Raw genomic sequence first — 26,135 nt, forward strand, 5'->3', positions numbered from 1 at the left:
GGTCGCCGACCGACCGGGAGGATGAAACAATGTGCCGATGGACGCGGTCTCGTCCCGCGGCAACGGGGACTCCCCGGAGCTCGCCGCCCTCATGGGGGACGACATCGACGAGCTGTACGACCACGCGCCCTGCGGCAACCTCGCCACCCGGCCGGACGGCACGATCACCCAGATCAACAGCACACTGCTGGGCTGGCTCGGGCACACCCGCGCCGAGCTGGTCGGCCGGCGCCGCTTCCGCGAGCTGCTCACCGTCGGCGGCCAGGTGTACTACGAGACCCACCTGTCGCCGCTGCTGCGGATGAGCGGCGAGATCAACGGGATCGCCCTGGAGCTGCGGGCCGCGGACGGCACCCGGTTGCCGGTGCTGGTCACCGCCGCGACCAGGACCGGCCCCGACGGCGAGCCGGTGGCCGTGCGGATGACCGTGTTCGACGCGCGGGAGCGCCGCGCGTACGAGCAGGAGCTGCTGCGCGCCCGCCGCGACGCCGAGGGCGACCGGGAACGGCTCCGCGGCCTGGTGGCCGGCCTGCAGCGCAGCCTGCTGCCGGCCAGCCTGCCCACGCCGCCCGGCCTGCACACGGCCGGCCACTACCGGATGGCCTCCGCCGACGAGGTCGGCGGCGACTTCTACGACCTGTTCCCGCTCGGCGCCGGCCGCTGGGGCTTCTTCCTGGGCGACGTGTGCGGCAAGGGCGTCGAGGCCGCGGCCGTCACCGCCGCGGCCCGCTACACGCTGCGCGCCGCCGCCGTCTACGACCCGACGCCCGAGGCGGTCCTGCGCAACCTCAACTCGGTGCTGTACCAGGAGTACCGCGACCAGGCGCACCGGCACTGCACGGTGGTCTTCGGCGTCCTGACGCCGGACGGCGACGGCTGGTCGGCCACGATCGCCGGCGGCGGGCATCCCCCGCCGCTGCTGGTACGCGCGGACGGCACGGCCGCCTACCAGCACACCACCGGCGGCACCCTGATCGGGATCCTCGCCGAGCCCCGGCTGGTCAGCCGCACGCTGCGGCTGGCCCCGGGCGACACGCTGGTGCTCTACAGCGACGGGCTGACCGAGGCGCGGACCGCCGAGGGGCGGTACGGCAGCGACGCGCTCGAGGCGTTCGCCCGCAAGCTGGCCCCGGCCCCCGCGCCGCAGCTCATGGCGGCGTTCGTGGAGCTGCTGGGCACCTTCGCCGTCCTCGACGACGACGTGGCCCTGATGACGGTGGGCGTCGCGCGCGACGGCGTCGGGACCGGGGATGCCGCGCCGTGACCCGGCCCGCCGCCCTACAGTGATCCAGGTGTCCTCCTGGCCGACGAACCCCGCCCATCACCGCTGGCTCGACCAGCACACCCGGGACCTGCTGGCGTTCGGGCGCCGGACCGCCGACCCGGAGGGCGGCGCCCGCTGGCTCGACGCCCGCGGCCGGCCCGACCCGCAGCAGCCGGTCTCCACGCTGCTGAGCGCCCGGATGACCCACGTGTACGCGGTCGGCGCGCTGCTGGGCGTGCCCGGCGCCGGCCCGGTCGCCGAGCAGTCCCTGCGCGGGCTCACCGGCCGGCTGCGCGACCCCGAGCACGGCGGCTGGTTCCCCAGCGTCGCCGACCGTACGGTCAAGGCCGGCTACGACCACGCGTTCGTGCTGCTGGCCGGGGCGTCGGCGACCACCGCCGGGCTGGCCGGCGGCCGGGCGCTGCTCGCCGAGGCCGAGGCGGTGTTCGCGGCCCGCTTCTGGGACGACACGGCCGGGCGGTGCGCCGACACGTGGAACGCCGACTTCACCGTGCTGGACGGCTACCGCGGCATCAACGGCAACATGCACGCCGTCGAGGCGATGCTGACCGTGGCCGGGGTGACCGGGGACGACGCGTGGCTGGAGCGGGCGCTGCGGGTCTGCCGGTTCGTGGCCGACACCGCGCGGGCGTACGAGTGGCGCATCCCCGAGCACTACGACGAGCACTGGCGGCCGCTGCCCGACTTCCACCGCGACCAGCCGGACCACCCGTTCAAGCCGTACGGGTCGACGGTCGGTCACGGCCTGGAGTGGTCGCGGCTGTTCCTGCACGCCGAGGCCGCCCGGCCGGCCGAGTCCTGGCTCGCCGAGGCCGCCCGGGCGCTGTTCGACCGGGCGGTGTCCGACGGCTGGGCGGTCGACGGCCGGCCCGGCTTCGTCTACACGACCGACTGGAGCGGCACGCCGGTGGTGCGCGACCGGATGCACTGGGTGGCCACCGAGGCGATCAGCGCCGCCGCGGCCCTGCACGCCCGCTTCGGCGAGGACCGGTACGCGACCTGGTACCGCACGTGGTGGGACTACGCGGGGACGTACCTGCTCGACCACGAGCACGGGTCGTGGTTCCACCAGCTGGACGCCTCGAACATCCCGACGGACACGGTCTGGCCGGGCAAACCCGACCTGTACCACTGTCTCCAGGCGACCCTGACGGCCCGGCTGCCGCTGACCCCGATGCTGGCGCCGGCCGTGGCCCGCCTCGTCGACCCGCGCCCGTAGCGTCCTCCCCCCTGACGTCGCGGCGGCCACTCGAGGGCAGCTCCGCGCTTCGCCGCCGGGCCGGGCCGGCCCGCCGAGGAACCGCTCGCCCGGCTGACCGCACCCGGCGAAGCAGCCGATCACGGTGCGATAGGTTCGCCGGTATGGCGGACGACACCCGGCGTACGGTGACCGTGCAACGCACGAGCCTGGGCCACTACGAGGTACACAACGCCCGCGGCGGCACGATGACCATCGGCGTCGGCGACGGCGAGGAATTCACCCCGGTGGAGCTACTGCTCGCCGCGCTCGGTGGGTGCACCGGCGCCGACGTCGACTTCATCACCAGCAAGCGCGCCGAGCCGGACAGCTTCGTCATCCACGTCACCGGCGACAAGGTCCGGGACGAGGCCGGCGGCAACCGGCTGGTCAACCTGGCCGTCGAGCTGCGCGTCACTTTTCCGGAGGGCGCCGCCGGCGACGCGGCCCGGGAGGCGCTACCGCGCGCGACGCGGATGTCGCACGACCGGCTGTGCACGGTTTCGCGCACGGTTGAGCTCGGCACTCCGGTCGACACCCACACCGCGCCGGCGCCGGCCGAATAGCAGGTTGCCGCCGCCTGCGGCGCACGGGAACCGGTGCGGCAGGGTGGGGTCGTCCTTCCCTGGAAGCCGTACGCCGTCTGGGCCGGCGCCACCTACGACGGAGACCGCGCCCCGCCACTACTCGGCACCGGCGGACCACTGAGCTCGCGGCCGTTCTCGTCCAGCATGTGCTCCTCCCAGTACCGGTCCCAGTCGTCGTTGACGACCTTCGGAACCTTGCCCTCCGGGAACCGCACATAGCCGTCCGGCGGCTCCTCGCCGTCCGGCACGCAGGTAGCGCCGGTCAGGCTCCGCACGGCCTTGACCGGGTATTCGCCTGAGGAGCAAATCTTCTCCTCGTATCCGCAGCCGCCGGCCAACAAGATCCCCGCCACACCCGCCGCCGTCAAGACGGCCACCGTTCGTCTCCGCATCAACTGACTTCCCCCCTCATCGGTTCGGCCCAGTCTTGCCGCCCAGGCCACCGCCGCCATCGGTACGCGTACTCAGTGGGCCGTGCCGGGCGGACAGCCGCGAGTTTGTTGATCGTCAGCCGCTGTGCTCGCGGTGAATACGGATGGGTCAGCGAGAGGGTGAGTCTGCGCGGCTCTGGAACAGGCGATCAGCTTGTCGTTTGACCTTCGACCCCGCCCGGCGCCACAGCGGAGTAGCCGCTACGTGGTCAACGGCGACTACAGCGACAGATCAGTGCGTCGATGCATTCACGTCAGACGGCGATGTCAAACCTAAGCGGGGAAGCAATCACGACTATCGGGCGCACCGGGCGCGCACGCATGGCCTCGACCTGGCCTCCATCTTCTACCTTGGATGACATGCTGGCTGCGGAAAGCCCAACGATCACGCAGATTACCAAACGGCGCAAGCTCGTCTGGTTATTCCCCGATAGCGCCGTCAAGCGGGTCGTCCAGAACCACAGCGCAGCCCCACTCATGGTAGTACTTGTCCGTGTTTATCGGAAAGGCGCATCGGACCGAGGTGGATACCGGAAGGCCAAATACGTCCTGGAACCCCACACCACACAGGAAGGCTGGTGGGATTTGCCTGAGGTCGTGACTTGGCCAGCTGACCAAACGGAGCCGCCACTAGGTGAGCTCTCCATAGACACGCAATTCGTAGATGCCCATGGCCTTCAGGGGAGACGTGTGCGACTTCATACTCCTCAGCGGATTATCGGAGCGGCTGAGGCTGGTTACCATCCGCGGGATGTGGAGAGCATTTCCGACTAGAGCGCAAGAGCGAGGACCCGCCACAGCGGAACCGAAGCCCTTTGCTCGGCACGAGCGCGCTTGGAATGCGGCCCGCTCCGCGGACGGACCGCGAAACCTGATGCTACGCGTTCACTTCTGCACATCGCGCAGGCTGCCGCCGGAGCACCAGTCCGCTCGGCGCGGCATAAGAGGACGCCTCGTTCAGTCGCAGATCGCCGCCACGCGTCGATACCGCTGTAGGCTGGGGTGTGCTTGAAGCAGGCAGCCGGCAGCGAAGTCAGCCGGCACCGCCCCATGTCGTTTTCGAGACGTTGTCCGACCCCCTCCGCGATCCGACTCGGTCATGGCTGCGGCTCCTGGACGATGAGCTGCCGCCGCGGCTGATCGACTTCGAGGAGCCGAACGTCCTCGTCTGGTCTTCTCTCTGGAGCAAACGGCCCGACGCCCGCGTCCGATTCGACTTGGCACCTGACGGCGCAGCGGGCACCCTTCTGCGGTGGACCCTCCTCGTCGAGGAGCCACTGCCGGATCCGTCGCTACTCGGACACCTGCGCAAGCGGCTTAACGAGCTGATCAACGCGAACCTGCGGTACACATTCGGACAGTAGCCAGTCCACCGCCACCATGAGCGCAGGCCACTCAGCGCTGTTGATACGCACCGATGTACTCGGCCACTCGGTTCACATAATTGCGGACCGCGGCCGGCACCCCGTTCGCGGCGATCACCCGCTTGCTGCCGTTCCGGAAGGCGGCCGCGAGCAGCAGCGCCGGGTCGCCGGGGATCTTCGCGAACTCGGGACGCGAGTTGATCCCGCACAGGTAGTGGCCGAGTGCGTAGATCGAGTCGGCCGCGGACATCGGGGAGGCTCCGCCGCCGTCCTGGTCCTCGGCCCACTGCTGGAAGACCCACGGCGTCCAGCGGGCGATGCCGTATTCGTCGGTCTGCGGGGAGCGCAGGTTCGGGTCGAAGTTGCTCTCCACCTTGAGCATCGCGGCCACCAGCGCCGGCGTCACCGGCGCCGAGCACTGGTGGCCCGCCGCGACGATGGCAGCTCGGTATGCGGGCGGCACCGGCGCGGACGGGCGTAGCTCCCCGCCGAGCCGGCGCGGGGCCGGCCGTTCGGGCGGGACACCGGCGGCCGCGCTCGTGGTGACCAGGGTGCCGGCCAACACGACCGCCACGGCCGCGACCCGGCGCCACAGCGTGGCCCGGCTCGCGCCGGATCGCCGGGACCGCAGCTCGTCGATGCGGCTCACCAGGCAGGCCGCGTCGTGACGGCTGCGGCGGGCGTGGTCGGGGGCGAGGCAGTCGGCGATCAGCATGCGCCACCCGTACGGGATCGTGGTGGCCAGGCGCAGGTCGGCGTGACCCTCGGCGTACTGCTGCGCGGCCCCGGCCCGGTCCCGGGCCGTGCCGCCATGGAACGGGAACAGGCCGCCGGTGAGCAGTTGGTGGGCGAGCACGCCGAACGCCCAGACGTCGCGGGTGGTGCGCATCGCCATGCCGCGCTCGCTGACCCGCTCGGTCCACCACTCCGGCGGCACGTAGTCGGAGGTGCCGGCCACCGGCAGGTAGGCGTGGGTGCCTTCGAGTTCGGCGCTCAGGCCGAAGTCGGCGAGCCGCACCGATCCGTCCGCCATGAGCAGCACGTTGGCCGGCTTCAGATCGCCGTGCACCCAACGGGCCTCGTGCAGGTCGCGCAGCGCCCCGGCGATCTCGGCGAGCAGCCGGCCCGCGTCGCCGATCGGCCGGCCCGGCGCCGCGTCGAGCAGCACCGACCGCAGGCTGCGCTCGGCCCGCTCCATCACCAGGACCACGCAGCCGTCCAGCCCGGGCCGTCCGGGGTCGTCCACGGTGCGGATCTCCAGCGTACGGATGAAAGCATGGCCCTCGTGCGAGCGCGCGAACGCCGCCTCGCGTGCCGCCATCGCGCGCTGCTGACGGAGAGTCCCCGCGCCCGCCGGCACGAACTTGAGCGCCACCCGATCGGGCCCGTCCCCGGACATCTTGACGCCCTCGTGGACGCTGCTCCACGTGCCGGTGGCGATCGGCTCGCCGACCCGCCAGCGGCCCACCCGGTAGCCCTGTGGCACCTTGAGCGACCAGGCCTGCTGCTCGGTAACCATCGTTGCACCCCCGCCCGGTCATCGTAGGCCGGGCGAAAAGAGCCGATCAATGTGGATCAATGTCAGAAAGCGGATACCGGCGGGACGGCAGGAGCAGCAGATGTTCCTCGCGGACGAGGTCGAAGCGCAGCGCGCAGGACACCACGGCCTCACGCTTCCATTCCAGCCGGGCCGCCTCGGTGGTCGCCGTGCGCTGCCGGATCCGCAGCTTCCGGCCGGCAAGATAGTCGACGTGGAAGTTGACCGCCGTACGGGTCAGGTCGTGAAAGGCGGGCAGCTCGCGCAGCCGGGCCACGATCTCGGGGATCAGCGGGATCGCCACCGACGAGCTGTCCCGCAGCCGGGGCTCGCACAGGGCCACCAGCACGGTGAAGTACTTGGCCGTCTCGTCGAGGGAAAAGGCCGCGACCGTACGGTCCTGGTCGGCGCCCGCCGAGCCGCCGGGTTCGGCGTACGCATGCTCGGGCGCGTAGACGAGGAAACCCAGCGATCCGCCGTCGACGGGGATGATCACCCGGGAGAACTCGAACGGCACCGGGGCGTCGAGCCGCCGCGGAGCGACCTTGAGGTACTCGCCGCCGCCCTCGGGGTTGTCCACGACGTACCCGGTGGTGGCGCTGAAGTTGCTGATCAGCCAGTGGTCGGCCACCGCGGTGATCTGCCCGGCGAGCCGCGACACCCCGGCGTGCGGCAGCTCGATGTCGACCGCGACCTCGGGATGCCCGCGGCCGAACGTGACCGGACGCCCCGGCTCGACCGGCAGTGTCGTCGACGAGCCGGGTAACTGCACGAGCACGCCCATGAAGCCGACGGTAGGTCCTCACCACCAGGTCGTACAGAAGCTCTCATTGGCCCCGGAGCCGCGGCCGCAGGCGCGGAATCTCCAGTTCGCGTCCCTCGAGGTGCGCTGGGCCGCGCTGGTCTTGGGTGCGAAGAGGTAGCTGACCGTGAACGGCCCGCACTGGATCCAGGTTCTGCCCGCGTCCCTGGTCCAGTCCATCCAGACCTTGTCGCCCTGCACGGTCCTGCCCCGCAGCCGGGCGAAGCCCCGTTGCACGCCGCCGATCGTCCCGTACTCGAGGTTGATGATGAACTCCGGGTACGGCTCGATGTGCCGCGCCACCGCGCCGCTGGCATTGTCCGAGACGGTGACGAACCCGTTGGCGCCGTTGCTGCAATCGGCCGCGGTCGCCGAGGCCGGGCCGCCGCCGGCCACCACGGCGCCGGCCGTGGCGAGCAACAGCGCGGCGGCGGAGACGGCCCGCTTTCCCTGTGTACGCATCATGCGTCCCTTCGTCGGATGGCTGCCGACTCTAGGACCGCAGGCGGCCCGCCGAACCCTGTGAGCTGACAGCTGCCGGGCTCGCACCGACAGGCCTAGCGTCGGTCGGCGTCGCTATCCCGTACGAAAGGGCCCTACCATGATCCGCCAGCTCCTCGCCGCCACCACCCTGCTGGCCGGCGCCGGCGTACTCGCCCTCCCCTCACCCGCCGCCGCGGCCGCGTCGTGTCCGGCGCCGTCGATCAATCCGCACTCGAACGTGGCCGGCCAAGGCGTCGACAACTACCGCATGGTCGCCCGCGGAACGCTCGGCAGCCGCACGCTGAAGCTGATGGCCGGCGTCCGCCCGTTCGACAGCAAGCAGTACGGCTGGGCGGAGATCTCCGGGCCGACGGCCGGCTCGGACTCCGTGGCCCTGCAGATCTCCAACACCGGCGGCACCGCACCGTTCACCACCTGCGGGTACTACACCGTGGACGTCGCCGGCACGATCGGCTTCTCCCGGGCCAAGCCCACGAGTCCGCTGGCCAGGGTGGTGTTCCGCGCGTGTGGCCGCCTCTCGAGCGGGGCCTCCAGTTGCACCCCGTGGTGGTGACCCTCCGATGAAAGGACCATCGATGACCAGGAAAATCGTGCTGTTGCTCGCCGTGATCGCCGCGCTGGTGACCGGACCGGCCGTGGCTGCCTCGGCCGATTCGGGGAAGACGCCGGGCGTGCAGCAGAAGGTGAATGAAGTCATGGCCGCCGTCCCGGGCGGCCGGCAGGTCTCGACGACCAAGGTCCAGTACGACGGGCTCACGGTCACCGTGAACGCGTCGTCGCTGGCGCTGAACTGCCGTTTCGGGCACCTGTGCATGACCGTGCGGGGAACGAACTTCGATTTCTACTACTGCCGGACATGGAACGTGACCAACTGGTACGGCGTCGGCCCGTGGATCAACAACCAGACGCCGGGGACGGTGGCCCGCTTCTACGGCAGCGTCGGGCAGCAGATCTGGACCTCCACGGCGTACAGCTCGGGCACCGCCGACTGGGGCCCGGTGTGGTCGCTGAAGCCCTGCTGACGGAGGGGCATGAGAGGGGATCGGCCGGCCCGGTCCCCCTTACCGGGCCGGTGATTGCCCTGGCCCGGCCCGGGCGATGGCGGGGAGTCCGGTGACACCGGAGGCCAAGAATATAGTGATTTCGATATCTTGTGCGTGGTGGCACGTTCCTGTTCTCCTACGGCCAGCCGTGAATCGGCCTCGACCCTAGGAGCACCCCCATGAGACACAGAACGGTGACGGCAGGACCTGCCCTAGCTGTTTTCGCCGCGGTGACGCTGGCGCTCACCGCGCAGCCGGCCGCGGCCTCGCCCGGTGTGCCGTCGTCCGGCTCATCCCGGCCGGCGTTCAGCGCTTCCCTGTTGGCCGCTCCCCCCGCTGTCGATGTCAACAACGTCAACGCCCACCTGCAGCAACTGCAGACCTTCGCCAGTAACAACGGCGGCAACCGGGCCACCGGCACGGCGGGTCACACCGCGACGACGACCTATCTGCAGCAGAAGCTGCAGGCAGCCGGCTTCACCGTCACGGCGCAGACCTGCACCACGTGCAGCGGCTCCGCCAAGAACATCATCGCCGACTGGCCGGGCGGCGACACCAGCAACACCTACATGTTCGGGGCGCATTCCGACAGCGTGTCGGCCGGGCCGGGCATCAACGACGACGGCTCCGGTTCGGCCACGCTCCTCGAGGCCGCGCTGCGCCTGGCCGCGAGCAACCCGACCATGACCAAGCACCTCCGGTTCGGCTGGTGGGCCGGCGAGGAGCAGGGTCTGATCGGCTCCAAGTTCTACGTCAACTCGCTGAGCTCGGCCCAGAAGACCGCGATCAAGGCGTACGGCACCTTCGACATGGTCGCCTCCCCCAACGGCGGCTACTTCGTCACCGGCACCGACGCCATCGCCGTGAAGTTGCGCGAGTACTTCGCCTCGATCAACGTACCCACCGAGACGTCGACCGAGTGCTGCAGCGACGACGGCTCGTTCCGCAACGCCGGCATACCGTCGTCGATCAACTCCACCGGAGCCAGCTACACCAAGACCAGCGCCCAGGTGACCAAGTGGGGCGGCACCGCCGGAAAGGCCTACGACTCCTGCTACCACAAGGCCTGCGACTCGTACCCGTCGAACATCAACAGCACCTCGCTGGGCCGCTGGGCCAACGCCGAGGAGTACGCCCTCTGGACTCTCACCACGGGCACGTCGACGGCCAACGACTTCTCGGTGTCGCTCAACCCGGGCGCGGGCACGGTGAGTCCGGGCTCCTCGGCCACCGCCACGGTGAACACCGCAACGACCTCGGGCAGCGCGCAGACCGTCACGCTGGCCAGTTCCGGCGCTCCCGCCGGTGTCACGGTGAGCTTCAGCCCGGCGTCGGTCACCTCCGGTGGGTCGTCCACCATGACCGTCAGGACCACCACGGCCGCGGCGCCCGGTTCGTACACCATCACGGTCACGGGAACGGGCTCGGCGGTCCGCAGCGCCTCGTACACGTTGACGCTCAACGGGACCGGCGGCTGCACCGGGGCCGGCCAGAAGCTCGGCAATCCCGGCTTCGAAACCGCGGAGACGCCGTGGACCGCTTCGGCCGGCGTCATCGGCGCGAACACCGGCGACGCCTCGCCGCGAACCGGCACCCGCGACGCGTGGCTCGGCGGCTACGGTGCGACCCGTACCCAGACCCTGTCCCAGTCGGTGACCCTTCCCACCGGTTGCAGCGCCTACGCACTGTCGTTCTATTTGAAGGTCAGCACGGCGGAAACCACGACGCGCACTCAATACGACAAGCTGACCGTGCAGGTCGGCACCACCACTCTGCAGGTGTTCTCCAACCTCAACGCCAGCGCATACACGCTGCGCTCGTACGATCTGGCCGCCTTCGCCGGTCAGACCGTCACCCTCAAGTTCACCGGGTCGGAAGACTCCTCGCTGAAGACGTCGTTCGTCATCGACGACACGGCGCTCACCGTGAGCTGACGACAACCACTCCCTGGACCGCTCCGGGCCCGGCGCGCGGCACAGGACCGCGGTGCGGCAAGCGGAGAAGATGACAACCGTTCGGGTACGCCTGCTCAGGGGGTCGGGGCCGGGAAGTTGCGCTGCGGGCAGCTCGCCGGTGTGCTCGGGTCGACCCGGTGCAGGGCGTACCCCTGGCCCTGGGTGGGGTCGTGGGTCTCCGGCGACCGGTCACCGATCATCACGAGGGCGTGCCGGCCGCTGACCTGTGCGGTGTAGAGCGTGCAGCCGTCGAGGACCTGGGTGTGCTGGCGGGCCGCCGCGGTGGCGCGGCCCTGGGCGAAGGTGGCCGGCGCGGACGGGTCGCTCTCCAGCAGGAACAGTGACGAGGCGGCGGTCGTGGTGGTCGCCCAGAACGACTCCCCGGCGCTCAGCTCGATGTCGACGATCGAGACGACATCGTGGTCGGCGAGGCCGGCGAAGGCCAGGTCCGGGTCGCCGGCGCCGGTGACCCCGTGGTGCGTGACCGGCGGCAGGGTGATCGTGTCCGTGCCGGTGTGCTGCTGCACCCAGTACAGGCCGGGCGTGTACGCGGTGACCGCCGCGGTGTAAGCCCCGAGCGGACGGCGGCCGGCGTTGGAGTCGACCGCGACGAAGTCCGTGCGGCCGGCGCCGTACAGGCTGGTCGCCACGGTCGTCCCCGCGTTGTCCCGCAGGGTGAGGTCCCAATCCGCGGCGGCCGCCGGCTGGACCGCCACGACCGACCAGTGCCGCTGGTACGTGCGGTAGGTGTAGTCCTGGGCGGTCCGGGCGAGCCGGACCTCGCCGTCGCCCAGCCCGGTGCTCGCGGATGCGGCGCCGGCGCTGAACGTCACGACGAGGACGACGGCGGCGAGGACAACGGGCAAACGCATCGGGACTCCCGGGTCTCAGGGGGTGTACGGCTGGTCGCCGAAGCTCGTCTGCTTCAGGCGGTTGACGTGGTAGTGGTAGCTCGCCGTCCGCCGCAGGTTGACCCCGGCGGCCGGGACGTCCTCGGTCCGGGCCAGGTAGACCACCACGGCGTCGCCGCCCGCGATGGTGACCGACTGGATCGGCTCGCGGTCGCCCAGGACGTCCTGGACAACGCAGCGGGTGCCGGCCGAAGCCGGCGCACACAGCGCGAGCGCCCACCACCGACCGGTCGTGCCCTCGGCGCTCCACATCAGGGTGGCCAGGGTGGCCGTGCCGTTGAGGCCGTCAAGCCGGCCGGCCGTGCACGGCCGCTGCACCGCCAGCTTCTCGCCGCCCCGGCTCCAGGTCCCGCCGGTGAGCGGCAACCCGTCCGGGTGATCGGCGTACGGGGCCTCGGAGCCCAGCACCCGCGCCCCGGCCACCGCCGCACAACCCGACGCCGGCGCCGGGCGGGTGCGCTTGGGTGTCGCCGCCGGCCGGGCGACGAGGGTCTTCGTCGGCGTGGTGGCCGGCGGTGCCGTGGTCTCCGCGGCCGGTTGGGGTGCGGCGTCGGTGGCTTCGCTCACCGCCGACTGTCCGGTGGCGACGGTGTCACCACAACCGGCGAGTACTCCAATTAGGACAGACGCGGCGAACACTGCTGACCTACGCATGACGGGGTTCCTTCTTCGCGACGGGGCACCCGGACTGTAGGGGATCGGCCTGGCGGAGCGCCATCGTCGCCACGGACCCGCCGGAGAAACACCGATCTTGGTGCGGACCCGCCATGTGCCCTTTTCGTCCCGGGCAATCGGTTCTCGGAGCGGTGCAGGGTCGGGGTGTGTGTTCGGCTGAGTCGATTCTCCAGCGGTAGTCGATGGGGATTGCAGCCGTCGACCTACCGGACTTTCGGTAGCCTTGCCCATATGCAGGACGCCGTACGAGGCTCGCCGGCCCCAAGCCCTCCCGTGTCCGCTGCGCAAGCCCTGGATGGGGATCCTCCCGCCGGGCGGTCGGATGCGCGATCACCGTTGGTCACGTTGACCAGCCTCGAGCCCGTCGCCGTGACGGCAGTGTGGCCGACCGAGCCGCACCACTTCACCCCCTGGCTGCTGGCCAACGGCGACCTGCTCAGCCAAGTGCTCGGGTTGGATGTTGAGTTGGAGGCGCGGGAGTACAAGGTCGGCAAGTTCTCCCTGGACGTCATCGGCCGTGAAGTGGCCACCGGAACACCCGTGATCATCGAGAACCAGTACGGGGCGACGGACCACTCCCACCTCGGACAGATTCTCACCTACGCCGGCGGCACCAAACCGACCACCATCATCTGGGTCGCGGAGCAGTTCCGTGAAGAGCATCGGGCCGCCCTGGAGTGGCTCAACACCCACACGGACCCCACCATCCGGTTCTTCGGGGTGCGGCTGGCGGCCGTGACGCTGGCCGGCGCACCAGCCGGCCTGGTGGCGCCGTTGTTGGAACTGGTCGTCAAGCCGAACGACTGGGAGAAGCTGGCCATGGCCGCAACCGCAGCCGGCACGGCGGAGACCACACCAACCCAGGAGCTGTACCGGCACTTTTGGTCCGAGTTCGAGGTCCAGGCCAAAGCCCGCGGGTGGACCAACGCATCCGCACCGGCGACGAACTGGTGGAGCATGCCGACTGGCGTCACCGGCGCGACATGGGAGGTGTCCTACGCAATGTACGGATGCCGCTCCCAGTTGTACTTCGGCCACCCCGACCCGGACATCAACTCCGCACGCTGGCAGGTGCTCAGGCAAGGCAGCGCCGAGATCGAGAAGGAGTTCGGCGACGAGCTGGTCTTCGATGACCTACCCAACAACAAGAGCTGTCGCATCGAGGCCCGCCTACTCGGACCGAAAATCGGCGAACGAGAGCGGTGGCCAGAGGTCCTGTCCTGGATGCTCGACACCCAGCAACGGTTGCGCGCTGCCGTGGCCACCGTCGGCGGCGTACCAGCCGTTACCGCACCACCGACGACCGACGACTCGGACGCCGCCGAGGTATGACAGTCGTCCTGGCATCTGGTGCCGCCCGACTTCGGCATCCACCTCCATGCCAGCAGAGCGTCCCGGAAGCTCCAGCCAGGCTGCGCGAGTCGCGGCAGCTCCGACGCAACGCGGATGATCCGTTCAGCGAGGTCTGCGGCGTGGCGGAACCACGGTTGCACCCGGCTGTGCGGCGGCGGTTCAGCAGGAGCAGTTGGGGTCGCCGGCGAAGACGTTGATGTAGATGACCAGGGGCAACCAGACGGTCAGCGGGATGGTCCAGGCCAGCCAGTAGCGTCGGGTCGGTAGGCCCATGCGGCGCGCGGTGCCGGCGCGATTGATGACCAAAGCCAGCCCGAGGACGCCGGAAAACAACGTGGCCAGGACGATCAGTGCCACACCCGGAGCTTGTTGGGCCGGCGCGTACGGATAGCCAGGCGTGTAGATCGCCGGGTCAACTTGTGACCACTCGACCGCCAAGCACGACCGAGTCGGCCGCGGAACCAGTCGGCATCGTCTCCTACGCGTCGGCGCGCGTATGTGACCGGGACCGACCACACCGGCTGGGAGGCCCGTGACCAGGTAGTGGCCTGATTCGCTGAGGGAGTGGGATTCTGGGCTGCTCGGGCGGATGGGCGACCGCTGGTCATCGCGAGCCATGGCATGGCCATGACCCTGTGGCTGACCACGACGGTCGCCCTCGCGGACCCGGGCGCCTTCTGGGCCGACCTTCGGCTACCGGACCTCCTCACCGTCGACGTGGCCGCCAAGCAAGTGGCCCGGTCCGAGCGCGCGATCCTTCCGGCGTCTCCAGCGGACGCCCTTGATGCGGCAGAACAGTAATTCTGAGTTCCGGCTCGGCGTCCGGCAGTGTTCACTGCAAGCCGGGCATCTCCGGCCCTCGTGGAGACCACACTGCCGTGGTTGGGTCCGTTCTCGCCTGCTCGACCGCGCATGCCGACGCCCCGGTCGGCTCGTCGGGGCCGACCGGGGCGTGGGTCGCGGTCGAGTTACGGATTCGTCATGTGTGGCCCGTCCCGGTCCGACGGTGAGTCGTCTGTGGCTGGTCAGCAGATGAGCAAAGGGACCCCTTCCGAGGGAAAGCGGTAGCCGTTGCCGCGGGCGCCGGTCCAGGGATCGAGCGCGACCATGTCGGTGGGACGGGTGGGATCGGTCGGCTGCTGCCCGGTGGTCGGGTCGCCTCCCTCGAACTGGACGAGGGCGTTGGGGCCGAGTGCGCATCCACTGCTGTGGAGGCGTACGCGTGCGGTGTGGGTGGGCAGATCCAAGCGGTGCCGGACAACGCCGGTGGTGAGGTCGACCAGCAGGATCGCATCGCCGTCGGCCCACGGGGCCTCTCGTGGGTCGCCGCCGGCCCGGATGATGGGCACTACGGCGGTGATCCCGTCGCCGAGCATCACCTCGCCCGGCCATCCCGTCGGGTTGATGATCTCACCGGGTCGCAGGTGGGAGCGCAGGTCGGCGTCGACAACGCCGGGCTGCCGGCCTTTCACCATCCAGTGCACCGTGGTCGCGCTGGTGTTCGCGGCTTTGGCCCACATCGGGTCGCCGTGGGCGGAGACCGCGACAAGCTGGGCGCCACTGGCGGCGGCTGGATCTTCCACCCGCCGCACGCTCGCGCTGGCGATGTCGACGACGGCGACCTTTTGCCCATCGGGGCCGTCCGCAGAAACCGCTGCCCAGCGCGTGCCGGGTGACCAGAACACCGGGCCCCACGCCGCGAGGTGGTCGGGTAGGGCCACCGTGCGCGACGTTCCGCTGTCCAGATGGCGCAGAACCAACCCGTCGGACCCGTCGTACAGCAGCAGGAACGCGCCGTCCGGAGAAATCGGGCCGGGCCCCTCGTGCATCACGCTTTTGGGCAGCGTGTATTGGGAGCCGTCGGTGAGCACGAGCCGGAATCGGCAGTTCTCGTCCTCGACGTTCATCGGGTTGCACCGTGAATAGAGGAAGGCCGCGCGGGCCAGCGGCCGGTCCGGCAGCGGCGCCGGATCGGCCACCGGCGAGTCCACCATGGACAGAGCGGCGGCCGACGGGGCCGGCGAGCCGGCCCGCGGTCCCGTCGGATCGGCCGCCCGGTCGGAAGACGGCGGGTTCCGCGCCGAGCACGCCGCGACAAGGCCGGCCAGCACCAGCCCCGCGGCCACCAGCAAGGCCAGCCGGCCCGACCGCAGCCGTCGCCCGGACAACTCCTCGACTACCCCGACACCCCCGGCCCCCGCGTCCGGAAACTCCGACGCGTCCCCCATCACAGCACCCCGGCCGTACCAGCGGCGGCGAGCCCGACGACCGCCACGCCCGCACGGGGTGGCGACGGCCGCCCGTACCTCACCGGACCACCGCGGCCCGACCCGCCCGCACTGACCGGACCACGCACCGGGAGTGTGCGGCGGCGACAACCACTCCCGCAACGCGACGGATTCCACGCACACGAATCATTCATGACTGTCAGCCTCACGTTCGCCGGGCCCGAGCGTCCGAGCGCCGGTACTCGACCAAGCCTGAGTACCGGCACCTACCCGCACGCCACCCGACGACGCAGGCCCCACCCATCGCCGAAGTCCGCGGGGTGCTCCGGGTCTGGCCCGCCGCCTCACGGAGCAGACGATGCCATCGCGACCATCGATGCGCTCCTGTCCGCACAGCGGCAGTTGAGTGCGCTGATCGGCCCCGTGAGTTGTGCTGTGTAGGCGGCGACACGTATCGGTTGCTGGCACCGTTCCGGGATGGTCAAGTAGGTGCCCCACCATGTCGATCTTCTCGCGGACCCGGCGTGCTGCGCCACTGCCCTACGCTCCGGGTGCGCCGGAGGGCCTTGCCGCTCGGTGGGTGCGATGGGCTGCGGGGATCGGCGTGCTCCGGCACCCCGAACAGGCAGCCAAGGCGATCAAGCGCTGACATCGTATATCGATCGTAAGGGCGGGAATCATGCTCGCGACTGACCTGGCTCCGCGCGGAACAAACGGTATGCGAACACGACGGCAATGACACCTCACCGCTCCCCTGGTGCATCCGCGCGATATCGCCGGCAGATCCGTGTGTGGGTCTTCACGGTGAGCTTTCATTCGGCGTGCACAGGCTGGCGTCGATGGCCGACTCAGGGCGGCGAGTTGAGGAGGGGACGGGTGACGCGCAGCAAGTGCCGTCGGACGTGCTCTGCGGGATTGCCGTCGTGGCCGGCCATTGCCCACGTGATCATGGCGCCGTTGTAGGTGGCATGGATCGTCTCCGCTGTTGCCTCGTCGACCCGGGCGGGGTTCAGCTCGTCGACGTCTGTCGCGGCTTGGAGCACCCCGCCGATCGCCGTCTCCACGGCGGCGGCGTACTGCCGAGTGATCTGCTGAAACTCCGGAATCGACAGATCCATGAGCAGAAACGCCAGGTGGTTGGCGAACTCGGCGGCGTTCCGGACGGTGCCGGCCATCGCCACCAGGGTGTCGATCAGCGCCGCCAGCGGGCGTTCGGCGGACTGTGCGGCGGCCAGGCGAGCCGGCACGGTCGCGACGGCATTGCGGGCAAGGGCCAGCAGCAGTCCGTCCTTCGAGCCGAAACGACGCAGCAGGGCGGCAGCGGTCAGCCCCACACGATCCCCGATCTGCGCAAGAGTCGCGTTCGCCGGTCCCGCCTGACCGACGGCATGGGCGGCGGCGGCAAGGATGGCGGCATCCGAGACGGTCCGCGGTCGAGCCATGGGCTGCACATTACCGGGTCGCGGCAGTTAGTAAACCGTGATTCACTAACGTTATGCAGACTTCGTTGACCAAGCCACTGACGGATACGGTTGCGCTGGTGGCAGGGGCCACCCGCGGAGCCGGAAGGGGCATCGCCGTAGAGCTCGGCGCTGGGGGCGCGCGGGTTTATGTCACTGGTCGCAGTTCGCGCACCGGGCGGTCGGACATGGACCGGCCCGAGACGATCGAGGAGACCGCCGAGCTGGTCACCGCGGCCGGTGGCCACGGCATCGCCGTGCGCTGTGACCACAGCGACGTGCGGCAGGTGGCGGCACTCCTCCGGCGGGTCGACGACGAGCAAGGCCGGCTCGACGTCCTGGTCAACGACATCTGGGGTGGCGATCCGCTGACCGAGTGGGGCACGCCTTTCTGGCAGCTGGACCTGGCCGCGTTCCGCACCATGTGGGAACGCGCGGTGCTGACCCATCTCATCACCAGCCAGCACGCCGTCCCGCTGATGATGCGGCACCGCACCGGCCTGATCATCGAGGTGACCGACGGGCTGGGGCGCGAGTACCGCGGCAACCTCGCCTATGACCTCACCAAGACCGCCGTCAACCGCCTGGCCCTGGCCCAGGCGGAGGAACTGCGCGAACACGGGATCACCGCGCTGGCCGTCACGCCCGGCTTCCTGCGCTCCGAGGCGATGCTCGACCAGTTCGGCGTCACCGAGGACAACTGGCGCGACGGCGGCGCCCGCGACCCCCACTTCCTAGCGTCCGAGACACCGCGCTACATCGGCCGCGCGATCAGCGCGCTTGCCGCAGATCCGCACATCACTGAACGAGCGGGTCAGGTCCTCACTTCCTGGGACCTCGCCGAGCACTACGGCTTGTACGACGTCGATGGGCGCCAACCGAACTGGGCTCGGCACATCGGCAGCACGGTCCCCGCGTAGCCGTGGTCCTCGCCCGCTTCGCGCACATCCGGCCGGCGGCGGTGCTGCCCTGCGCCACGACAGCTGACGTCGCCGCAGCCCTCGCCACGGCGCGGCGGCGTCGCCTACCCGTCGCGGTACGTGGCGGCGGCCACTGCTTCGCCGGACGATCCACCACCACCGGCGTCGTGATCGATACGAGCCCGATGGCCGGGGTGCAGCTTGACGGCAGCCGCGCCGTCATCGGCGCCGGCACCCGCCTCGCCGAGGTCTACGGCCGGCTCGGCGCCCACAGCCGGACCATCCCGGCCGGCTGCGGGCCTACCGTAGGCATCACCGGGCTCACGCTCGGCGGTGGGCTCGGTATCCTCGGCCGCCGTCACGGACTGACCTGCGACAGCCTCCTTGCGGCGACACTGGTCCTCGCCGACGGCCGGACGGTCGAGGCGGACGACGACCTGCTGTGGGCCATGCGCGGAGGTGGCGCCCCCGGCGTGGTCACCTCCCTCACCTTCGCGACCCTGGCCGCGCCCACATGCACCGCCTTTCGGCTCAGCTATCCCGCCGATCACGCTGCCGATCTCCTCGACGCCTGGCAGCACTCGCTACCCGACCTAGACGAAGCAACCGCGCCCAGCCTCACCATCACCGCTCCGGCCGACCCGAGGCATGCAACCCGCGTCACCGTCTTCGGCGCCGCAGCCGACGGCGCCGCGGTCGACCTGCTGCGCCGCAGCCTCGGGCAGCAGCCCAGCGCTGACGAACGACACCACGACACCCTGCCAGCGGCGAAGAGGTGGCTGGCCACATCCGACGACGTCCATCCCCGCTTCGCCTACCTGCACTCTGAGTTCTTCCGGTCCACGGTTCTTGCACCCGAGCTGCTCGAACGACTCATCACCGACCGGACACCCGGCGAAGAACGAGAACTGGACTTCACCCCTTGGGGAGGCGCCTACAACCAGCCGTCGGCCGACGCGACGGCCTTCCCTCACCGCGACGCCCGATTCCTACTCAAACAGACCGCCACCGTACGGGCCGACCAGCAACCGAGCAGTTGGCTGGACGACTCCTACCAGCTCACCAATCCCCACGGCACCGGCGGCGCCTATCCCAACTTTCCCGAGCCCCATCTGAACACCGAGGCCTACTACCTGACCAACACGAACCGGCTACGCCTAATCAACGCCGTCTACGACCCCTCGGGCCTGTTCACCACCTGACACAGCGTCGGATCACCTGGCACCTCCGCACATCGGCGTGTCCGTGGGCCGGCGACTTTGAGCAACTTCGCCTCGATTTCGCCTCGGCCAACGCAACGGAGCCTCCGTGTGCTCAGCACCGCACTCCCGGCGGCACTGCCGGGCCCGGCCGACGCTGTCGTACATACCCCGCGATAAACGACAGAGCTGCATTCGCCGCATATAGCGGTCCACATCAATGTCGAATGGGTACGCCCGTCGATTCCGATCAAGCCGAACGGCGGATCAGAATGAGCGGGCGAAGTTGACATTGCTCGCGCCTCGGACAACGGATCGACGTCGGCATTGGGCAAGGAGGAAAACGTGAAACGACGCATCTGGATGGTCGGGTTGATCGCGGTGGCGACGGCAGTGGCCGTCACCCTGCAGCCGGGGAGCTCGAGCGCCGGCCCGAGCGTGCCCCAGCGCATCGCCGCCGGCACGCTCAAACCCACATACCTGAAGGTCGACGGCGGCACGAAGAGGCTGCCGTTCCTCTCGCCCGGCCGCACCGAGCTGCTGACCAACTCCCGGGCCGCCGCGCGGGCGCAGCGGGTGGCGTCGGATGGCGCCGGCATCGCCGTGAAGTCAGCCGGCTGCGCCGAGCGCGCCGGCGGCCGCAACGTGCGGGTGAACCAGGACTGCACCTACCGCCGGCAGGCCGAGGAGCACATCGCGGCCGACCCGAACAACCCGAACAACCTCGTGGCCGGCATGAACGACAGCCTCGTCGGCTGGAACCGCACCAGCATCGACTTCTCCGTCGACGGCGGCCGGCACTGGGGCGCCATCAGCACCGCGCCTTTCGGCTACCGCCTCAACGACCCGCAGGACCTGCTGCCCACTGCCGCCGACCCCAACCGGCACACCATCAGGGGCGACGCCGGCTCCCTGCATGCGTACGACGCGTGCAGCGACCCCTATGTGGCCGCCGACTCCCGCGGGCGCTTCTTCTACACCTGCGTCGGCTTCGACATCGCGTCGAACGATTCGCTCGCCTTCGTCGTGCCCTCCCCGCCGGGCGCCAAGGGGTCCTATTTCGACCAGGTTCCGCCGCCGTCGGGGGTGCAGCCGCCGTACACCGGACGCGAGCACATCGTCGCCGAGGACAACAGCGCGGCCGCCAGCTACGACGCGCCCAAGGTGACCGCCGACCACTTCGTGCACAGTCCCAACCGCGACAACGTCTACTTCACGTGGACCGTCTTCAACTTCAGCTGCGGCCCCGCCCACGACCAGTTCTGCGAGTCACCGGTCTGGGGATCGATGTCCACCGACCACGGCTTCACCTGGTCGACGCCCGAGATGATCAGCGGCGTGAATCCAGCCGTCTGCACGCTGGGCAACACTTTCGACCCGGATCTCAACCCGGGTTCGTGCAACTTCGACGGCCACTCCGACCTGACCGTGCGGCCCAACGGCGAGCTGGCCGTCACGTTCATCGGCCAGAACACCCCGACGCAGAACCCGCAGATCCTCGGCCTGCGCTGCCACCCGGCCGGCAGCTCGACCGCCGGCACCGCGCACCTCAACTGCGGCACGCCGCACAAGGTGGCCGACTACGTCACCGGTCCGTCCTGCGACTTCGGCGGGGGCCTCGAACAATGCATCCCGGGCGTGTACATCCGGGCGCCCTTCGAGACCGCGCAACGGCTGACCGTCGACGAGCGCACCGGCGACCTCTACAACACCTGGTACGACTACCGGCTCGGCGAGTTCGACGTCTTCGTGACGCGCTCCACCGACGGCGGAACGACGTGGAGCCCGCCGCGGCTGGTGAACCCCGACCGCGGCACCGACCACTACTTCTCCGCCATCGACGTCGGCGAGAACCACGGGGCCCAGGTGGCGATCGGCTACTACCGGACGGGGCGCGTGGCGGGCGAGAACGTCACGCCACCGGGCGGCTTCGGTCCCGACGTGGCCACGAAGATGTCCGACTTCGTGCTCGCGGGCGGCAGCGGCCAGGCCACCCCGTACAGGTTCGAGGTGTTGTCGCCGAAGTTCCCGCCGCCGGACGGTATCCAGGCCGGCTTCAACGGCGACTACTCGGGCATCACCGTCGACCGCAACGGCATCGCGCACCCGGTCTGGTCCGACACCAGGAACCGGACGCCCAACCCGACCTTCGACAAGGTGACCGTCGACGAGGACGTCTTCACCGCGGCACGTCCCATCCCGGGCCGCTGAGCACCGGCGGCCGCCGGCACGACGAACAACCAACAAGCACGCCTACGCCGGTGGTCGCCCGCTCGCCGTGGCCGCCGCGGGCACCGGGCGCGGCATGCCCGGCCGGCGTGTTCGGCCGGGTCGCCGCCCGGACTCCGCACCGGGCGGCGCCGGACACCGATGAAGGCCCCGGCCGGGACGATCCCGGTCCCGACCGGCGGCACATCAGTGCAGGCTGTTGCTCCGCGGGTAAGGGCGCCTCGTGGGCTTGCCGGAGGGCTCAGGGATTTACCACCGCCAGCGCCAGAAACGACGCTGGTAGCGGACGACCAGGCTGCCGGCCCGCTGGGAGCCGCTCACCACGAAATGGTGGCCGCTGCCGGTCGGCGAACTCCGGAGCGCCTTGGCCTTGGCGCTACCGGCAATCATCTCGACGCTGTCGACGTCGGCGGTCGCGCCCGGCGGCAGCACCAGGACGGTGGAGCCAGCAGTAACGTTCAGATCGATCTCGACGACGTGGTGTGGCAGGACCGCCTCGGTGAAATCGAGTTTCACCGAGCCGGCCCTGGCCGTGACGCTCAGCCGCCGCGGCACGACCCAGCGGCCCTGCCGCTTCAGCGAGGAGGCTGTGGTGCGCAGCTCGGTGTGCTCCGGTGCGGGCGGCGACACCGGGCCGCCGGGCAGATCGGCCACGTACGGCTCGACCTCGGCGACGGTACGGGCGGCGTGCACCCCGGCCACCCGCTGCTCGAACTCGTCCAGTGTCAGCCGGCCCTCGCCGACCGCTCGGTGCAGCCGCTGGGCGACGACCTCGCGATCGGCGTCGGACAGCCGGATCGCCGGCTGCTCCGGCACCAAATCTCCGCTCATGAGCGCACGATAGTCCGCCGGCGACCCGCTGACAGCCCTGCCCTGGCACCGGGCCGCCGCCGTGCGCGAGCCTGTCGTTCGTGCGCCATCGGGTGAGGTGTGTCCACGAACCAACCAGATCCGTGTCCGGTCGACAGCGGCCACGCCAGACGCACCCACCCGACGCGCACTCGTCGCGGCAAATGAGGACGCGCTACTCGTACCCGGTTATAGAAATCGGCGTGTTCTAACGAGGGAAAATAAGGCGGTGCGGATCGCCCTTCCTGCGCACTTCCGAGCCGACGCACCCGAAGCTCCTCAGCTACCCGGCTGACGGATTGCGGCGCCCGGATCGGTGCTCTGCTCAAGGGCCGCCCACCACTCCTCCAGCTCATCGACCCGGCTCTGGAGGGCGGCGTTCGCCGCCCGGGCCGTCGCCAGTTCCTCGGTCAGCGCACCGATCGGCCCGGAGGCGGTCAGGGCGTCGAGCCAGCCCGCGACCAGCCGATCCTCAGCGGCGACCCGGCGGAGCGCGGAAGCGACCACCTCCGGTGACAACTCAGCCACGAACTCTCTCGGGAGCGTGAGCAGGCGAGCGACCTCGCCGAGGCTCCGCGCGGCGCTCATCTGGCGCCCAAGACGCTCGGCAGACGGCACCGCCGGTTCGGCCGGCGTCGCAGCCGCGATCGGCTTGGCGGGAGAAGGAGCGGGCTTCGACACAGGCGCGGGCGTAGGTGCCGGCTCCGGGTCAGGCTCGGCCTCTGACGGGAGTTCGGGAAGGTCGTCCCCCACCCAGGTGTAGGCCAGAGTGTCGCCCTTCTGCCGTCGGACGACATTTGGCCACTTGGGCAGAACCGCCAGCGCGCGGGGCCCGTGCCGGGCCCAGGTCTCGTTCCGCAGACCGAGCTCGGCCAGACGCTCCCGGATCTCGCGCACCTTCAGCGGGACCGACGACTCGGCCAACAGGTGGAGAACCACCGCGAGGGGCTCTTGGGCGAAGACGGCGTGGAACAGCCGGGAGTCGGACAGAGCCAGGAAACGCAGCGAACCCCTCGTCGCGACGTGAATGCCAGCGCCCCGTGGGACAAGCTCTTCCTCATCGGTGTCATCCCACTGGACCTGATAGTTCGTCCCATCATCCGCGAGGATCGATCCGGCTCGGGTTCGGCGTACGCCGAACGAATCGGACACCCGGACAAGACCCTGATCTGCGCCCACGAATGCGACTGTAACGGTTATCGTCGCGGCCGGGGCGCCGGCCGGAGGCAGCCCATCCTGGCCAGGCTCCTCGGCCGTGTGTGCACAGCGCCGGCTTGGCGGAACAACTCTGACAGAAGATGGGCGCGCTTGCTGGCCGCCCGTACGGACAGATCGGTGAGCTTGTCACTCGGTTCGAGGTCGAGCGTGAACGTGTGCCCGTCCCGGGGCTTCCTGGACGCGCTGCTGGCGCGGATGGGCATGGAGACGCGGGGCGTCCCGGCACGCCCGGAAGGTCTTTTCGCCAGCCTCCACCTCGGCAACATCGCTGACGAGCTGGTTGGTCGGTAGCCGAGCTGGCGACCCTGACAGATCACGCACATTCTCAGCGGCCGGATGAGCGCGCCGCAATCTCGGTAGCGACGCATGGGCCAGTCCGGTAGGAAGCGCGCTATGACCTCTTGGGAAGTGGCCGCCGAAACCTTTGATTCGTCCGATGGCCACCGCCTTCGTCGTGAGTACTACGCCGAGGTCGTCAGCCGTTACTGGCGACGGCCCGCGACTACCGAGGAAGTCGACCAAGGGCTGGCCGACGACGGGGTGGCACTGCTCACCCCACCCACGGGCCAGTTCGGGTCGGGCGTTTCGCCGGTGAGCCAGCAGCGTGCGGCGGATTCCTAATGCTGGACGACGATCGCGCAGAGCTCACTCGCGTCTATGTGCGGCCGCGCTTCCGCGGCAGCGGGGGCGCCCGGAGTCTACTGGCGGCGTTGGAGGACGAGGCACGCGAGATGGGTGCGACAGAGATGGTTCTCAACACCCGCCTCGATCTGATCGAAGCACGATCGCTCTACAGCCGGGTCGGGTACGTCGAGATCCCGGCGTACTGCACCGGCCCCTACATGGAGGTCTGGTACGGCAAGCGCCTCGGACCACGATCACACAAGCGAGCGACCGCCTAAGCGCCACCGAACATTCCGTTTCCGGCTGTCCGGTGGCGGAGAACGCGCCCGGCCGCTCATTTCCGGCCAAGCCGTGATGGACGAAGGACAATTTGGCATCCGCATTCTCTGCTCTCGCAGGCCTGCTCGTCCTGGCCGGCGGCGCGCAGGACGCTCGCCAGCTGCTCGTACGGCTGCGGCTCGGTTGCCGGTTTCGCGTCTTGGATTATCGCGAGCCGCTCGGTGACGGCGGTGTGGTTGCGTAGTTGCTGGTAGATGAAGCCGTTCAAGATCGGCCGGCTGGGGTAGGTCGGCCAGCTCGACTCGGGCGTGGCTGAAATCGACGATGCCGGCCGGGCGGTGGCATCGGATGGTCAGCTCGAACGCGACGAGGCCGTCGGCCTGGATCGAGACCGCCTGCACCCGCGGCTGACCCGCCGGGCCGCTCCAGGCGGATCCGCACCTCGTCCGGGTCCAGCTGGCTCTGGGCCGCCTGGGTCGACCACGACGAGCCGCTGCCGATCATCGCCGGCACGGTCCTCCGGCGCACCGTCGACATCTGCCCCAGCCGCGGCGAGCAAAGCTGTCGTGGTCCAAGGTCGACACCACCACGGAGGATGTCGACCGGTGCTGGCGGGCGTTCCCGCGCCGCTTCGACATCGAGCACACCTTCCGCTGCCCTTGAGCAGACGCCCGGCCTCCCCGTGATGATCACCGGATGCGGGTGGTCACGATGAATGTTCTGGGACCGGCGAATCCGGACTGGGACCGCCGTCGTCGGCTGATCGCGGAAGCGCTGCGGCGGCTGCGACCCGACATCATCGCCCTGCAGGAAGTTCCCATCGGCAGCGCGCCCGAGGTCGTGGACGAGCTGCTCGGCCCCGGCTACCACGTCCGGGGCTTCTCGCGGAGCGCCGAGGACGGTGTGGGTGGGGCTCTGGCCACTCGGTCGACCACGTCATCGTGCTCGGCAACTTCGACGCGACGCCCGACGCGGCCAGCATGCGGTTCTGGAGAGGACGCCAACCCCTCGACGGGATCAGCGCCTGTTATCAGGACGCCTGGGAGACGGTGCACACGGCGGAACCGGGCCTCACGTTCACCGCCGTCAACCCACTCGTCCGTGCCGGTGAAGTGGCCACGGCGGTGTCCCGGCGTATCGACTACATCCTGGTCCGGTCCGGCGACCACGGACCCACTCTTCAGGTCCGGTCCTGCGATCTCGTCCTGGACCGCCCGGTCGACGGCGTGTGGGCCAGCGATCACTTCGGAGTGGTGGCAGACCTGGAACCGCCGGATCACGCCCCGGGATCATGGGGCCCGGTCTCGGCGCCAAGCACAACCGGCCCGCCACCGAGCAAATCAACCCCCGCCGAAAAGTAGAACATCCCCACCGAGTCGAGCCAGGGCTCCTGGCCTCGGGGCGTCATGGCCTCGGATCGGTGAGCCGTGCCGGCCCAGGCACAA

General features: G+C 70.0%; 27 protein-coding genes. 15 read left to right on the plus strand and 12 right to left on the minus strand.

Going from position 1 to position 26,135, the window contains the following annotated elements; all coding sequences use genetic code 11:
- Positions 1-37 precede the first annotated feature (37 nt).
- The 3 genes from Ani05nite_RS19940 to Ani05nite_RS19950 all read left to right on the plus strand — a co-directional run bounded on the left by Ani05nite_RS19940 (position 38) and on the right by Ani05nite_RS19950 (position 3,088).
- Positions 38-1,264: a PP2C family protein-serine/threonine phosphatase gene (locus Ani05nite_RS19940; protein ID WP_203770265.1), complete on the plus strand. Its 1,227-nt coding sequence runs from the start codon at positions 38-40 to the stop codon at positions 1,262-1,264.
- A complete protein-coding gene (locus Ani05nite_RS19945) occupies positions 1,251-2,504 on the plus strand; it encodes an AGE family epimerase/isomerase (protein WP_203770267.1) in 1,254 nt (417 codons plus the stop codon). The genes Ani05nite_RS19940 and Ani05nite_RS19945 overlap by 14 nt, the downstream gene beginning before the upstream one ends.
- A gap of 143 nt (positions 2,505-2,647) precedes the next feature.
- Positions 2,648-3,088, plus strand: a complete 441-nt coding sequence (locus tag Ani05nite_RS19950; protein ID WP_203770269.1) for an OsmC family protein — start codon at positions 2,648-2,650, stop codon at positions 3,086-3,088.
- A 92-nt stretch (positions 3,089-3,180) separates the two neighbouring features.
- On the opposite strand, the gene Ani05nite_RS19955 is transcribed toward Ani05nite_RS19950, so the two are convergent.
- Entirely contained in the window at positions 3,181-3,486 is a 306-nt protein-coding gene (locus Ani05nite_RS19955) for an SCO0607 family lipoprotein (protein WP_239130380.1), read from the minus strand.
- A gap of 1,058 nt (positions 3,487-4,544) precedes the next feature.
- Here Ani05nite_RS19955 and Ani05nite_RS19960 point away from each other — a divergent pair.
- Positions 4,545-4,904: a hypothetical protein gene (locus Ani05nite_RS19960; RefSeq protein WP_203770271.1), complete on the plus strand. Its 360-nt coding sequence runs from the start codon at positions 4,545-4,547 to the stop codon at positions 4,902-4,904.
- Positions 4,905-4,935: 31 nt separating this feature from the next.
- Here the strand turns inward: Ani05nite_RS19960 and Ani05nite_RS19965 are convergent, their stop codons facing one another.
- Genes Ani05nite_RS19965 through Ani05nite_RS19975 form a run of 3 tightly spaced genes read right to left on the minus strand, consistent with a single transcriptional unit; the run spans position 4,936 to position 7,705 of the window.
- Complete coding sequence (locus Ani05nite_RS19965; RefSeq protein ID WP_203770272.1) at positions 4,936-6,423, minus strand: serine/threonine protein kinase; 1,488 nt, start codon at positions 6,421-6,423, stop codon at positions 4,936-4,938.
- A gap of 46 nt (positions 6,424-6,469) precedes the next feature.
- On the minus strand, positions 6,470-7,225 hold the full coding sequence (locus Ani05nite_RS19970; protein ID WP_203770273.1) for an FHA domain-containing protein: 756 nt from the start codon (positions 7,223-7,225) through the stop codon (positions 6,470-6,472).
- 18 nt (positions 7,226-7,243) lie between these two features.
- Complete coding sequence (locus Ani05nite_RS19975) at positions 7,244-7,705, minus strand: hypothetical protein (RefSeq protein ID WP_203770274.1); 462 nt, start codon at positions 7,703-7,705, stop codon at positions 7,244-7,246.
- 139 nt (positions 7,706-7,844) lie between these two features.
- On the opposite strand from Ani05nite_RS19975, the gene Ani05nite_RS19980 reads away from it, so the two are divergent.
- From Ani05nite_RS19980 to Ani05nite_RS19990, 3 genes are all read left to right on the plus strand, one after another.
- Positions 7,845-8,300, plus strand: a complete 456-nt coding sequence (locus Ani05nite_RS19980) for a hypothetical protein (protein WP_203770275.1) — start codon at positions 7,845-7,847, stop codon at positions 8,298-8,300.
- A 22-nt stretch (positions 8,301-8,322) separates the two neighbouring features.
- Positions 8,323-8,769, plus strand: a complete 447-nt coding sequence (locus Ani05nite_RS19985; RefSeq protein ID WP_203770277.1) for a hypothetical protein — start codon at positions 8,323-8,325, stop codon at positions 8,767-8,769.
- 200 nt (positions 8,770-8,969) lie between these two features.
- Complete coding sequence (locus Ani05nite_RS19990) at positions 8,970-10,724, plus strand: M28 family peptidase (RefSeq protein WP_203770279.1); 1,755 nt, start codon at positions 8,970-8,972, stop codon at positions 10,722-10,724.
- Positions 10,725-10,819: 95 nt separating this feature from the next.
- Here Ani05nite_RS19990 and Ani05nite_RS19995 read toward each other — a convergent pair whose 3' ends face one another.
- Both Ani05nite_RS19995 and Ani05nite_RS20000 read right to left on the minus strand, forming a co-directional pair.
- Positions 10,820-11,617, minus strand: coding sequence for a hypothetical protein (locus Ani05nite_RS19995; RefSeq protein WP_203770281.1), 798 nt, complete (start codon positions 11,615-11,617; stop codon positions 10,820-10,822).
- 15 nt (positions 11,618-11,632) lie between these two features.
- Complete coding sequence (locus tag Ani05nite_RS20000) at positions 11,633-12,223, minus strand: hypothetical protein (RefSeq protein ID WP_203770283.1); 591 nt, start codon at positions 12,221-12,223, stop codon at positions 11,633-11,635.
- A 453-nt stretch (positions 12,224-12,676) separates the two neighbouring features.
- Between Ani05nite_RS20000 and Ani05nite_RS20005 the strand changes: the two genes are divergently transcribed.
- Positions 12,677-13,663 carry a DUF4268 domain-containing protein gene (locus Ani05nite_RS20005; RefSeq protein ID WP_203770285.1) on the plus strand — a complete coding sequence of 329 codons (987 nt, stop codon included), beginning with the start codon at positions 12,677-12,679 and terminating at the stop codon, positions 13,661-13,663.
- Positions 13,664-13,843: 180 nt separating this feature from the next.
- On the opposite strand, the gene Ani05nite_RS20010 is transcribed toward Ani05nite_RS20005, so the two are convergent.
- Positions 13,844-14,041 carry a hypothetical protein gene (locus tag Ani05nite_RS20010; RefSeq protein WP_203770287.1) on the minus strand — a complete coding sequence of 66 codons (198 nt, stop codon included), beginning with the start codon at positions 14,039-14,041 and terminating at the stop codon, positions 13,844-13,846.
- A 270-nt stretch (positions 14,042-14,311) separates the two neighbouring features.
- On the opposite strand from Ani05nite_RS20010, the gene Ani05nite_RS20015 reads away from it, so the two are divergent.
- Positions 14,312-14,485, plus strand: a complete 174-nt coding sequence (locus Ani05nite_RS20015; protein ID WP_203770289.1) for a hypothetical protein — start codon at positions 14,312-14,314, stop codon at positions 14,483-14,485.
- Between the two features lie 224 nt (positions 14,486-14,709).
- On the opposite strand, the gene Ani05nite_RS20020 is transcribed toward Ani05nite_RS20015, so the two are convergent.
- Together Ani05nite_RS20020 and Ani05nite_RS20025 are read right to left on the minus strand one after the other, a co-directional pair.
- Positions 14,710-15,912: a hypothetical protein gene (locus Ani05nite_RS20020; protein ID WP_203770290.1), complete on the minus strand. Its 1,203-nt coding sequence runs from the start codon at positions 15,910-15,912 to the stop codon at positions 14,710-14,712.
- 848 nt (positions 15,913-16,760) lie between these two features.
- On the minus strand, positions 16,761-17,354 hold the full coding sequence (locus Ani05nite_RS20025; RefSeq protein WP_203770291.1) for a TetR/AcrR family transcriptional regulator: 594 nt from the start codon (positions 17,352-17,354) through the stop codon (positions 16,761-16,763).
- 53 nt (positions 17,355-17,407) lie between these two features.
- Here Ani05nite_RS20025 and Ani05nite_RS20030 point away from each other — a divergent pair, with 53 nt between their 5' ends.
- From Ani05nite_RS20030 to Ani05nite_RS20040, 3 genes are all read left to right on the plus strand, one after another.
- On the plus strand, positions 17,408-18,292 hold the full coding sequence (locus Ani05nite_RS20030; RefSeq protein WP_203770292.1) for an SDR family oxidoreductase: 885 nt from the start codon (positions 17,408-17,410) through the stop codon (positions 18,290-18,292).
- A 2-nt stretch (positions 18,293-18,294) separates the two neighbouring features.
- The gene (locus tag Ani05nite_RS20035) at positions 18,295-19,494 is read left to right on the plus strand and encodes an FAD-binding oxidoreductase (protein WP_203770293.1); all 1,200 of its coding nucleotides are present in this window, start codon (positions 18,295-18,297) and stop codon (positions 19,492-19,494) included.
- Positions 19,495-19,836: 342 nt separating this feature from the next.
- The gene (locus Ani05nite_RS20040) at positions 19,837-21,702 is read left to right on the plus strand and encodes a hypothetical protein (RefSeq protein WP_203770294.1); all 1,866 of its coding nucleotides are present in this window, start codon (positions 19,837-19,839) and stop codon (positions 21,700-21,702) included.
- 267 nt (positions 21,703-21,969) lie between these two features.
- On the opposite strand, the gene Ani05nite_RS20045 is transcribed toward Ani05nite_RS20040, so the two are convergent.
- Entirely contained in the window at positions 21,970-22,551 is a 582-nt protein-coding gene (locus tag Ani05nite_RS20045) for a DUF1707 SHOCT-like domain-containing protein (RefSeq protein ID WP_239130383.1), read from the minus strand.
- 297 nt (positions 22,552-22,848) lie between these two features.
- Entirely contained in the window at positions 22,849-23,748 is a 900-nt protein-coding gene (locus Ani05nite_RS20050; protein ID WP_203770295.1) for a hypothetical protein, read from the minus strand.
- 432 nt (positions 23,749-24,180) lie between these two features.
- Here Ani05nite_RS20050 and Ani05nite_RS41195 point away from each other — a divergent pair, with 432 nt between their 5' ends.
- Together Ani05nite_RS41195 and Ani05nite_RS41200 are read left to right on the plus strand one after the other, a co-directional pair.
- Complete coding sequence (locus Ani05nite_RS41195; RefSeq protein WP_239130386.1) at positions 24,181-24,408, plus strand: hypothetical protein; 228 nt, start codon at positions 24,181-24,183, stop codon at positions 24,406-24,408.
- Positions 24,408-24,689, plus strand: coding sequence for a GNAT family N-acetyltransferase (locus tag Ani05nite_RS41200; RefSeq protein ID WP_239130387.1), 282 nt, complete (start codon positions 24,408-24,410; stop codon positions 24,687-24,689). The genes Ani05nite_RS41195 and Ani05nite_RS41200 overlap by 1 nt, the downstream gene beginning before the upstream one ends.
- A 56-nt stretch (positions 24,690-24,745) precedes the next feature.
- Here Ani05nite_RS41200 and Ani05nite_RS20060 read toward each other — a convergent pair whose 3' ends face one another.
- Positions 24,746-24,958, minus strand: a complete 213-nt coding sequence (locus Ani05nite_RS20060; RefSeq protein WP_203770297.1) for a hypothetical protein — start codon at positions 24,956-24,958, stop codon at positions 24,746-24,748.
- Between the two features lie 443 nt (positions 24,959-25,401).
- Here Ani05nite_RS20060 and Ani05nite_RS42500 point away from each other — a divergent pair.
- Positions 25,402-26,135 (plus strand): endonuclease/exonuclease/phosphatase family protein (locus tag Ani05nite_RS42500; protein ID WP_498367949.1); only part of this gene is annotated, 734 nt, incomplete at its 3' end.

Origin of the sequence: Actinoplanes nipponensis (assembly GCF_016862275.1) — a bacterium.
GTDB lineage: Bacteria > Actinomycetota > Actinomycetes > Mycobacteriales > Micromonosporaceae > Actinoplanes > Actinoplanes nipponensis.

Bases quoted from the DNA above. Each gene is read 5' to 3' on its own strand.
- Ani05nite_RS19940 (WP_203770265.1), top strand. From the start codon at position 38: ATGGACGCGGTCTCGTCCCGCGGCAACGGGGACTCCCCGGAGCTCGCC.
- Ani05nite_RS19945 (WP_203770267.1), top strand. From the start codon at position 1,251: ATGCCGCGCCGTGACCCGGCCCGCCGCCCTACAGTGATCCAGGTGTCC.
- Ani05nite_RS19950 (WP_203770269.1), top strand. From the start codon at position 2,648: ATGGCGGACGACACCCGGCGTACGGTGACCGTGCAACGCACGAGCCTG.
- Ani05nite_RS19965 (WP_203770272.1), bottom strand. From the start codon at position 6,423: ATGGTTACCGAGCAGCAGGCCTGGTCGCTCAAGGTGCCACAGGGCTAC.
- Ani05nite_RS19970 (WP_203770273.1), bottom strand. From the start codon at position 7,225: ATGGGCGTGCTCGTGCAGTTACCCGGCTCGTCGACGACACTGCCGGTC.
- Ani05nite_RS19975 (WP_203770274.1), bottom strand. From the start codon at position 7,705: ATGCGTACACAGGGAAAGCGGGCCGTCTCCGCCGCCGCGCTGTTGCTC.
- Ani05nite_RS19980 (WP_203770275.1), top strand. From the start codon at position 7,845: ATGATCCGCCAGCTCCTCGCCGCCACCACCCTGCTGGCCGGCGCCGGC.
- Ani05nite_RS19985 (WP_203770277.1), top strand. From the start codon at position 8,323: ATGACCAGGAAAATCGTGCTGTTGCTCGCCGTGATCGCCGCGCTGGTG.
- Ani05nite_RS19990 (WP_203770279.1), top strand. From the start codon at position 8,970: ATGAGACACAGAACGGTGACGGCAGGACCTGCCCTAGCTGTTTTCGCC.
- Ani05nite_RS19995 (WP_203770281.1), bottom strand. From the start codon at position 11,617: ATGCGTTTGCCCGTTGTCCTCGCCGCCGTCGTCCTCGTCGTGACGTTC.
- Ani05nite_RS20015 (WP_203770289.1), top strand. From the start codon at position 14,312: ATGACCCTGTGGCTGACCACGACGGTCGCCCTCGCGGACCCGGGCGCC.
- Ani05nite_RS20020 (WP_203770290.1), bottom strand. From the start codon at position 15,912: ATGGGGGACGCGTCGGAGTTTCCGGACGCGGGGGCCGGGGGTGTCGGG.
- Ani05nite_RS20025 (WP_203770291.1), bottom strand. From the start codon at position 17,354: ATGGCTCGACCGCGGACCGTCTCGGATGCCGCCATCCTTGCCGCCGCC.
- Ani05nite_RS20030 (WP_203770292.1), top strand. From the start codon at position 17,408: ATGCAGACTTCGTTGACCAAGCCACTGACGGATACGGTTGCGCTGGTG.
- Ani05nite_RS20045 (WP_239130383.1), bottom strand. From the start codon at position 22,551: ATGAGCGGAGATTTGGTGCCGGAGCAGCCGGCGATCCGGCTGTCCGAC.
- Ani05nite_RS41195 (WP_239130386.1), top strand. From the start codon at position 24,181: ATGACCTCTTGGGAAGTGGCCGCCGAAACCTTTGATTCGTCCGATGGC.
- Ani05nite_RS41200 (WP_239130387.1), top strand. From the start codon at position 24,408: ATGCTGGACGACGATCGCGCAGAGCTCACTCGCGTCTATGTGCGGCCG.